The 9,312-nt window shown below is 62.9% G+C and carries 9 protein-coding genes; 5 read left to right on the top strand and 4 right to left on the bottom strand.

The window, feature by feature from the left end:
• The 5 genes from AC5P99_RS16155 to AC5P99_RS16135 all read left to right on the top strand — a co-directional run.
• On the top strand, positions 1-472 hold a 472-nt coding region (locus tag AC5P99_RS16155; protein ID WP_495201458.1), incomplete at its 5' end, for a methyl-accepting chemotaxis protein.
• Between the two features lie 37 nt (positions 473-509).
• Positions 510-1,379: a CheR family methyltransferase gene (locus AC5P99_RS16150; protein ID WP_088436941.1), complete on the top strand. Its 870-nt coding sequence runs from the start codon at positions 510-512 to the stop codon at positions 1,377-1,379.
• Entirely contained in the window at positions 1,376-1,972 is a 597-nt protein-coding gene (gene cheD / locus AC5P99_RS16145; protein WP_005409511.1) for a chemoreceptor glutamine deamidase CheD, read from the top strand. The genes AC5P99_RS16150 and cheD overlap by 4 nt, the downstream gene beginning before the upstream one ends.
• A complete protein-coding gene (locus tag AC5P99_RS16140) occupies positions 1,969-3,045 on the top strand; it encodes a protein-glutamate methylesterase/protein-glutamine glutaminase (protein WP_088436940.1) in 1,077 nt (358 codons plus the stop codon). Before cheD ends, AC5P99_RS16140 begins: the two co-directional genes overlap by 4 nt.
• 32 nt (positions 3,046-3,077) lie before the next feature.
• The gene (locus AC5P99_RS16135; RefSeq protein ID WP_141097958.1) at positions 3,078-4,058 is read left to right on the top strand and encodes a hypothetical protein; all 981 of its coding nucleotides are present in this window, start codon (positions 3,078-3,080) and stop codon (positions 4,056-4,058) included.
• 120 nt (positions 4,059-4,178) lie between these two features.
• On the opposite strand, the gene AC5P99_RS16130 is transcribed toward AC5P99_RS16135, so the two are convergent.
• The 4 genes from AC5P99_RS16130 to AC5P99_RS16115 form a co-directional block, all read right to left on the bottom strand.
• Positions 4,179-4,364 (bottom strand): hypothetical protein, encoded by a 186-nt coding sequence (locus tag AC5P99_RS16130; protein WP_088436938.1) that lies wholly within the window; start codon positions 4,362-4,364, stop codon positions 4,179-4,181.
• 4 nt (positions 4,365-4,368) lie between these two features.
• Complete coding sequence (locus AC5P99_RS16125) at positions 4,369-6,129, bottom strand: WG repeat-containing protein (protein WP_088436937.1); 1,761 nt, start codon at positions 6,127-6,129, stop codon at positions 4,369-4,371.
• 146 nt (positions 6,130-6,275) lie between these two features.
• Positions 6,276-8,867, bottom strand: coding sequence for a bifunctional aconitate hydratase 2/2-methylisocitrate dehydratase (gene acnB / locus AC5P99_RS16120; protein WP_262091419.1), 2,592 nt, complete (start codon positions 8,865-8,867; stop codon positions 6,276-6,278).
• Between the two features lie 43 nt (positions 8,868-8,910).
• A complete protein-coding gene (locus AC5P99_RS16115) occupies positions 8,911-9,309 on the bottom strand; it encodes a type II toxin-antitoxin system VapC family toxin (protein ID WP_005409506.1) in 399 nt (132 codons plus the stop codon).
• Between the last annotated feature and the right edge of the window lie 3 nt (positions 9,310-9,312).

Raw genomic sequence — 9,312 nt, 5'->3', positions numbered from 1 at the left:
GGAGATCAAGGGCCTGATCGATGATTCGGTCGGCAAGGTCGCCGAAGGCTCCAGCCTGGTGCACCAGGCCGGCAGCACCATGGGCGAGATCGTCGCCTCGGTGCAGCGCGTGACCGACATCATGGCCGAGATCTCCGCCGCCTCGCAGGAACAGTCGGCCGGCATCGAGCAGGTCAACCAGACCGTGGTGCAGATGGACGAGACCACCCAGCAGAATGCTGCACTGGTGGAAGAAGCCACCGCCGCCGCACGTGCGATGGAAGACCAGGCCGCGCAGCTGGCCGACGCCGTGGCGATCTTCCGCCTCGACAACCAGGTCTCGGCCGCGGTGAAGGCTGTCGCCGAACGCGTGGAACCGGCGCGCATCACCACCGTGGCACGTCCGCAGCCGACCAGCACGCCCACGCCGGTACGTCGCAGCAGCAACGCCAGCACCTTCGCCGCCAGCGACAGCGACTGGCAGGAATTCTGAGACCCACCCGCGGCGGCTTCGGCCGCCGCCTCTGCCGATGGACACGTCCCCCGTGCAAAGTCCTACTCCCATCGTCACCGGCCCGCGCGAGTTCGAGTTCGCCGACCGTGATTTCCGCCGCGTCTGCGACCTGATCTACCAGCGCGTGGGCATCGCCCTCGCACCGGCCAAGCGCGACATGGTCTATGGCCGTCTGTCGCGCCGCCTGCGCACGCTGGGCATGCGCAGCTTCCAGCAGTACCTGGACCATCTTGAGCAGGAAGACGGTGACGAGTGGCAGGCGTTCACCAACGCACTGACCACCAACCTGACCTCGTTCTTCCGCGAGCCGCACCACTTCGACAAGCTGCGCGAAGAACTGCAGCAGCGTTCCAGCCGTGCGCCGCTGCTGCTGTGGTCGTGCGCGGCGTCCACCGGTGAGGAACCCTATTCGATGGCGATCACCGCCTGCGAGGCCTTCGGTACGCTGAAGCCGCCGGTGCGCATCATCGCTACCGACGTCGATACCCAGGTACTGGCCACCGCGGGCCGCGGCGTCTACAACATCGACCGTGTCGCCAATCTCGACCCGGACCTGCGCCGCCGCTACTTCCAGCGTGGCAGCGGTCCCAACGAGGGGCAGTGCCGCGTGCTGCCGGCGCTGCGCGAGCTGATCGAGTTCCGTCCGCTGAACCTGCTCGCCCCGCGCTACGACGTCGGCGGCCCGTTCGACGCGCTGTTCTGCCGCAATGTGATGATCTACTTCGACAAGCCGACCCAGCGCGCCATCCTCGGCCGCCTGGTGCAGCACCTGGCCGACGATGGCCTGCTCTACACCGGACACTCGGAGAACTACCTGCACGCCGCCGACCTGATCCAGCCCTGCGGGCGCACCCTGTACCGCCGCGCGGCAAAGGCCGGCTCATGAACGCCTCACTGCGTACCGACGACGTGATGCGCTACCAGGATGCACGCTTCCAGACCCTTGCCGCCAAGCTGCTGCCCACCCAGTACCTGGTGGTCGATGACACCACCGCGCTGACCACCACCCTGGGTTCGTGCGTGGCCGCCTGCCTGCGCGACCCGGTGCTGAAGATCGGCGGCATGAACCACTTTCTGCTGCCCGAGGGCAACGCCGGCGACGGCGCGCCCGCGCGTTACGGCAGCTATGCGATGGAACTGCTGATCAATGACATGCTCAAGCGCGGCGCGCACCGCAAGCGCATCGAGGCCAAGGTGTTCGGCGGCGCCAACGTACTGAAGGGCTTCACCAGCAATCCGGTCGGTACCCGTAACGCCGAGTTCGTGCGCCAGTACCTGCAGGCCGAGCATATTCCGATCATCGCCGAGGACCTCTGCGGCATCCATCCGCGCAAGATCTGGTTCTTCGCCGATACCGGCCGCGTGGTGGTGCAGCGCCTGCCGCACGCCCACGAGGCCGAGGTGGCTGCCACCGAATCGGCAGTGCGTGCGCGCCTGTCCAAGGCCCCGGTCACCGGTGGCGTGGAGTTGTTCGAATGACCCTGACCGGCAACGCCCCCTGCCGGGTCCTGATCGTCGACGACTCCGCCGTCGTGCGCCAGATGCTCACGGAAATCCTGTCCAGCGATCCGGCCATCGACGTGGTCGGCACCGCTGCCGACCCGCTGCTGGCGCGCGAGAAGATCAAGCGTCTGGCCCCGGACGTGATCACGCTGGACGTGGAAATGCCACGCATGGACGGCCTCGCCTTCCTGGAAAACCTGATGCGGCTGCATCCACTGCCTGTGGTGATGATTTCCTCGTTGACCGAGCGCGGCGCCGATACCACGCTGCAGGCACTGGCACTGGGCGCCGTGGACTTCGTCTCCAAGCCCAAGCTGGACGTCGCACGCGGCCTGCAGGGCTACGCCGACGAGATCATCGCCAAGGTGAAGATGGCGGCGCGCTCGCGGGTGCGCCCGCTGGTGCGTGCTGCCGCTCCGAAACTCCTGCTGGAAGCAGCTCCTGCAATGCGCCCGGCTGCACCGCAGTTCCGCACCACCGACCGCCTGATCGCGATTGGTTCTTCGGCCGGCGGCACCGAGGCGCTGCGCGTGGTGCTCGAAGGCATGCCGGCCGATGCGCCTGCCGTGGTGATGACCCAGCACCTGCCTGCCAGCTTCAGCAGCGCCTTCGCCGAACGCCTGGACCGGCATTCCGCGATGGCCGTGCGTGAGGCCAGCGACGGCGAGGCAGTGCTGCCTGGCCATGCTTACCTGCCACCGGGCGGCAAGCACCTGCGGATCATCCGCGACGGTGCGCGCTGGCGCTGCCGCGTCGATGATGGCCCTGCAGTGAACCGTCACAAGCCCGCGGTGGACGTGCTGTTCCGTTCGGTCGCGCAGAGCGCGGGCGGTAACGCCATCGGCGCCATCCTCACCGGCATGGGTGACGATGGCGCGCGCGGCCTGCTGGAGATGCGCCAGGCCGGCGCGCCGACACTGGTGCAGGACGAGGCCACCAGCGTGGTCTGGGGCATGCCGGGTGCAGCGTTCAAGCTCGGTGCCGCCGAAGAACAGGTGCCGCTGGAACGGATTGCCGAGCGGCTGCTGGCACTTGCACACTTGGGATGAAACCATCGTCAGGAATTGGGAGTGCGCCACACATGTCAACACGAAAGACTATATACCTCGACTCCAACATCTATTTGGCAATCGCCAAAAAAGAACTTGGACATCTAAGAATAGAAAATAAGCTAAAAATTCTAAAACAGAAGTCCATCATCTTCCCGCACGCTCCACCTCACGCGGAAGAAGCAATCGCGAGAATGGAGCTCGACGCCAACTCTGCAGCGAACTTCATCCGCTTGGTCCGCAGATTCAACAAGGGCTTTGGCTATTTTCCAGGGTTCATGAATGCCGAGGATACTGAGGCCGAACTAAGGCGCGTAAGTGACGCAGGGCATTCAGATCCGCGCCTCAGATCCTATGCACGAATTCTCAGCGAAAATCTCGACCTTCACCGTCAGAATAAAATATCCAACGATCGGCTTGCTACACGCCTTGAGGAAGATGACTTTATTCACTGCATGGCTCGATGTGCCGAGAGACCCGAACTTACAGACTTCGCCATTGATAGTGAGGTTCGGCACATGGGGCGGCGAAGTGAAGGGTCAATTCGATCAAATAATGACGACCTAGAAGCCCCCAACCTTGCGGCTGAAAATTTTGAGGATCTGCGTCGGAGATACGGCCTGAAGCCGAAGATGCTCGCAAATATCCCACCAACGGAAATATTCAACGACATCAATTTCCACCGCTTCGCGGCAGATCGACTCAAGGAAGATAATTTCAATATTCACCAACTACCCTCACCCGACCAACTGATGGAATACCATCAATCGAGAGCATTCGTTATTTGCAAGCTGCTGAACATAATGGAGAAGGCGGGATATCGCCAAGAGACCAAAGACAGCCGACCCAACTTAACACGACGAATGCACGATGTTAGCCATGCAATATATGCAAGCGCCGCCCAGTATTTCGTCACAGATGATCGAAGACTCGCCGCCAAGACAACTGCTGCCTATCACCTACTTGGCTTAAAGACAAAGGTTCTAGGGAAGGAAGAGTTCCTGCAATATTAAGAAAATATGGCAAGATGCCTGCCGTCACCAAGCCCACCAGTTCATTGAAAAAAAGCCCCTGACTTTCACCGGGGGTATTCCGCTTCAGTGGGTAGTCGGCCAGCGGCTGGCACTACCGCGTCAGGCAGCAACCGTCTTGGCCACGTCCTGGTATTCCTCGATCTGGTCGAAGTTCATGTAGCGGTAGATCTCCGCGCCGCTGGCGGCGATCACGCCCACATCGGCCATGTACTCTTCCTTGGTCGGGATGCGCTCGATCAGGCGTCCTGTCAGCCCAGTGGGCAGCGTCGGCTTCCAATCACCCAATCAGTTACTGCTCCGGCTCTCGGTTGGGACGTGGACGCAAGCTCGCCAGAACGGTCCCGTCAAGCTTGATCAGCTCCAAGGTCTGATCTGTCTTCAACGTCTCAAACAGACCATCCGGTCGAGAATGAATCGATAGAAATCCCTGTTCGAACAGCGTCGTTCCTGTGTCTGGGTCAAGAAAATTGACCGTAACATCACCGGCACTGTTTCGCTCACGCACGAAAACCAAGCCTTTCGAAACACTCACGTAGCCGTAGCGGGGCGCCAGCCTCCACCGCCCGGAGTCATCCAGAAGGCCCCAGCGACCCCGCAGCGAGAGCGCATAGACTCTTGTTCCATCCGCCAGAAGCTCTGGTGAGGGAGTATGCGGGGTGAAATCAGCCAGCGCATTTCCGCGGAGATCGAGTATGTGATACCCGGCGTCATATCCCGGCCGTTCGAATGCGGCGACCAGATTCGGACCCAATGGTTTTATCCGGCGGTAGCGAGGAGGAATCAGCCAAGTGCCCGCGGCATCTATTAGACCCCACCCTTCATCGGCTTCAGCCAACAGCAGTTGGTCATCCAGTCCTGCGATGGCTTGAAAAGGCGCAAGTTGGCGGTACTGGGAGGACGAGATGCTGGCATCATCCAGCGTCATGAAACGCATCCCCGTTTCGCCGGGCCTTCGATACTTGACCATCCTGCGGTTCAACGGATGCAGGTCCGCATTGTGTTGCGCGGAACGCGGCAATCCATCCAGGCCTACTACGTATTCGTCATTCTCCGAGCCGAAAATTACGTAGCCTACGCTTTCAGCGTGCTCGTCTGTCTCCAGACAGTGGGCTGCGGGCGCAGGGAACCGCTGCCCGGTGCGCGTGAAATGCAGGCACGCCCCGTCTTCGGCTACCGCAGAAATCAGGTACTCACCCCGACCAAACTTGAACCGATATCGCCCCATGGGCGCCACTTGCACCCCGTGGGGATCGAGCACCGTGTCGTTCCCGCCCTGGGTGGCGAGCGCGAAACCCGACCTGTTGAACGTCATCTGGTCGTAGTCCTGGCGTCCTATGCCTGCCAGCGATCGATCAACCAGGCCAAAGTTGACACCATCGCGCGAAGCGATGGCCACTTCCCCCTCATGACCCAAGGGACCAAAACTACCGAAGACACTGAAAACGGGACCGGACCTGCCCTTCGCGTCAAGGAAGTGGGTCGTACAGCGCTGCTTCTCACTGTTGCAGAGTTCTACAGCCGGGTTTCCCGCCCAGGACGCCGAGCGCAGGAGATCGATCTTGCCTTTCTCCTCAAACCGACGCACCAATCGGCCCCGTGCATTGAAGAAGTCAATTCGCGTGTACGCCTTGGGCGGTTTCCGCAGCAATACCTTGGCTTCGATCAGCCCGTTGCCATGCACCTCAACCGAGTCGTAATGCGCTTCAAGGACGATACGCCCTTCTGAATTCATGACGCCCCTATTCTCCCCCCTTTCGAAGACTGCCATCCCATTTTCGAAGGGGCGGAGGTATTGCATTCCCCGATGCTCGGCCAGTTGCCGGCCCGTGCCATCCAGCACCACGCAGCGCCCCTCATGGCAGAGGCTGTGGCGTGTAGTGCTATCGAAACGTGGCGGCGGCTTAGTCGGCTGCGGCATCGCAGACGCCGGCGTTGCGCTGACCGACGGTGTCATGGTCAGAAGTACAGAGACCAGCAGAGCCCCGAAAGGCTGGGTGATGACGCTGCGGCGATGGGTAGGACTGGAAGTCAGCAGAAATGAACGGCGCATCTCAGGAAAAACCGAAATGGAGGGCACCCACGGTAGGCGCCACGCATCGCCAGAGACATGCAACTTCTACGAAAGTGCCCTGCCCACAAAAAACCCCCGGCTCTCACCGGGGGTTCTTCGTTTACATCATCAACCGATCAGCAGGATCAGGCAGCAACCGTCTTGGCCACGTCCTGGTATTCCTCGATCTGGTCGAAGTTCATGTAGCGGTAGATCTCCGCGCCGCTGGCGGCGATCACGCCCACATCGGCCATGTACTCCTCCTTGGTCGGGATGCGGCCCAGACGCGAGCAGATTGCGGCCAGTTCGGCCGAACCCAGGTACACGTTGGTATTGCGGCCCAGGCGGTTCGGGAAGTTGCGGGTCGAGGTCGACATCGCGGTGGAGCCTTCGCGGATCTGCGCCTGATTGCCCATGCACAGCGAGCAGCCCGGCATTTCCATGCGGGCGCCAGTGGCGCCGAAGGTGCCATACACGCCTTCCTTGGTCAGCTCCGAGGCGTCCATCTTGGTCGGCGGGGCCACCCACAGGCGGGTCGGCAGGTCACGCTTGCCTTCCAGCAGCTTGGCAGCGGCACGGAAGTGACCGATGTTGGTCATGCACGAACCGATGAACACTTCGTCGATCTTGGCGCCAGCGACTTCGGACAGGGTCTTCACGTCGTCCGGATCGTTCGGGCAGGCCACGATCGGCTCGTGGATGTCGGCCAGGTCGATCTCGATGACGGCGGCGTACTCGGCGTCGGCATCCGGCTCCAGCAGCTGCGGGTTGGCCAGCCACGCCTCCATCTTCTCGATGCGACGCTGCAGCGAACGCGGATCCTGGTAGCCCTCGGCAATCATCCACCTCAGCAGGGTGATGTTGCTGGTCAGGTACTCGATGATCGGTTCCTTGTTCAGGCGCACCGAGCAACCGGCCGCCGAACGTTCTGCCGAGGCGTCGGACAATTCGAACGCCTGTTCGACCTTCAGCTCCGGCAGGCCTTCGATTTCCAGGATGCGGCCGGAGAAGATGTTCTTCTTGCCAGCCTTGGCCACGGTCAGCAGGCCCGACTTGATCGCGTACAGCGGGATCGCGTTGACCAGGTCACGCAGGGTCACGCCCGGCTGCATCTTGCCCTTGAAGCGCACCAGCACCGACTCCGGCATGTCCAGCGGCATCACGCCGGTGGCCGCAGCGAAGGCGACCAGGCCCGAACCGGCCGGGAACGAAATGCCCACCGGGAAGCGGGTGTGCGAGTCACCACCGGTACCCACGGTGTCCGGCAGCAGCATGCGGTTGAGCCAGCTGTGGATCACGCCGTCGCCCGGGCGCAGCGAAACGCCGCCACGGGTGGAGATGAACTCCGGCAGGGTGTGGTGGGTCTTCACGTCCACCGGCTTCGGGTAGGCGGCGGTGTGGCAGAACGACTGCATCACCAGATCGGCCGAGAAGCCCAGGCAGGCCAGGTCCTTAAGCTCGTCACGGGTCATCGGGCCGGTGGTGTCCTGCGAGCCGACCGAGGTCATCTTCGGTTCGCAGTAGGTGCCCGGGCGCATGCCCTGGCCTTCCGGCAGGCCACAGGCGCGGCCGACCATCTTCTGTGCCAGCGAGAAGCCCTTACCGGTGTCGGCCGGCTGCACCGGCAGGCGGAACAGGTTGGTCGGGGCCAGGCCCAGCGCTTCGCGCGCCTTGCCGGTCAGGCCACGGCCGATGATCAGCGGAATGCGGCCACCGGCACGCACTTCGTCGAACAGCACTTCGGACTTGACCTGGAACTCGGCGATCACTTCACCGTTCTTCAGCGCCTTGCCTTCGTACGGACGCAGCTCGACCACATCGCCGTGCTCCATCTTCGACACGTCCAGCTCGATCGGCAGTGCGCCGGCATCTTCCATGGTGTTGTAGAAGATCGGGGCGATCTTCGAACCCAGGCAGACGCCACCGGCGCGCTTGTTCGGGATGAACGGAATGTCATCACCGGTCCACCACAGCACGCTGTTGGTGGCCGACTTGCGCGAGGAGCCGGTACCGACCACGTCGCCGACATAGGCAACCAGGTGGCCCTTGTCCTTCAGGTCGAGGATCTGCTGGATCGGGCCGCGCTTGCCGTCTTCTTCCGGGGTGAACGGCGCGTCGTCGCGCTTGTTCTTCAGCATCGCCAGGGCGTGCATCGGGATGTCCGGGCGGGTGGTTGCATCCGGTGCCGGCGACAGGTCGTCGGTGTTGGTCTCGCCAGGCACCTTGAACACGGTGACGGTCAGGCTCTGCGGCACTTCCGGGTTGCTGGTGAACCACTCGGCATCGGCCCAGCTCTGCAGCACGGCCTGGGCGTTGGCGTTGCCGGCCTTGGCCTTTTCCTGCACGTCGTGGAACGCGTCGAACACCAGCAGGGTCTTCTTCAGGCCGTTGGCGGCAATGGTGCCGACGCTGGTGTCGTCAAGCAGCTGCACCAGCGGCGCAACGTTGTAACCGCCGAGCATGGTGCCCAGCAGTTCGGTGGCGCGCTCGCGGCTGATCAGCGGGTTCTGCTCGCTGCCCAGCGCGATCGCGGCCAGGTACGAGGCCTTGACCTTGGCTGCGTCATCGACGCCGGCCGGCACGCGGTGGGTCAGCAGGTCGAGCAGGAACTCGGCCTCGCCCTGCGGCGGGTTCTTCAGCAGTTCGATGACATCGGCCGTCTGCTGCGCGCTCAGCGGCAGCGGCGGGATGCCAAGCGCAGCGCGCTCGGCGACGTGGTGGCGGTAGGCTTCCAACATGACAACTCCCGGGTAATGCGTAGGTTGAAATAACAAAGTGGGCTCAGGCTTGCGGCACGATCAGCTTCAGGCCCTTGAAGTAGTCGCGGTAAAACGTGTCGTTCCAGGTGATCAGGCCGTCGCACTGCAGCAGTGCGTGGGCGCCGACCATGAATTCGTCCAGGCTGCGGCGGCTGCCGCCGCGCTGGCGATGACGGCGGTGCATCTCGCCGGCGCGCAGTGCCGACTTGGCTTCCATCGGGTTGAAATGCACGCCCATCTCTTCCAGCGCTTCGAGCACTTCGGCACCGCCGCGCAGCGAAGCGCAGACTTCGGCCAACGTCGCGCCACAGACCACCACGCGGCCGCCGACCAGGCTCTGCCGCAGGATGGCTTCCACGGCATCGGCCTGCGGACCATTGCTGAGCAGCTCGACCAGCACCGGTGAATCGACGGCGATCATCAC

It is taken from the genome of Stenotrophomonas sp. YJH_SMC_80, assembly GCF_059372495.1.
This window is presented reverse-complemented; position numbering and strand designations above follow the sequence as displayed.

Bases quoted from the DNA above. Each gene is read 5' to 3' on its own strand.
- AC5P99_RS16135 (WP_141097958.1), top strand. From the start codon at position 3,078: ATGTCAACACGAAAGACTATATACCTCGACTCCAACATCTATTTGGCA.
- AC5P99_RS16115 (WP_005409506.1), bottom strand. From the start codon at position 9,309: ATGATCGCCGTCGATTCACCGGTGCTGGTCGAGCTGCTCAGCAATGGT.
- AC5P99_RS16150 (WP_088436941.1), top strand. From the start codon at position 510: ATGGACACGTCCCCCGTGCAAAGTCCTACTCCCATCGTCACCGGCCCG.
- cheD (WP_005409511.1), top strand. From the start codon at position 1,376: ATGAACGCCTCACTGCGTACCGACGACGTGATGCGCTACCAGGATGCA.
- AC5P99_RS16125 (WP_088436937.1), bottom strand. From the start codon at position 6,129: ATGCGCCGTTCATTTCTGCTGACTTCCAGTCCTACCCATCGCCGCAGC.
- acnB (WP_262091419.1), bottom strand. From the start codon at position 8,867: ATGTTGGAAGCCTACCGCCACCACGTCGCCGAGCGCGCTGCGCTTGGC.
- AC5P99_RS16140 (WP_088436940.1), top strand. From the start codon at position 1,969: ATGACCCTGACCGGCAACGCCCCCTGCCGGGTCCTGATCGTCGACGAC.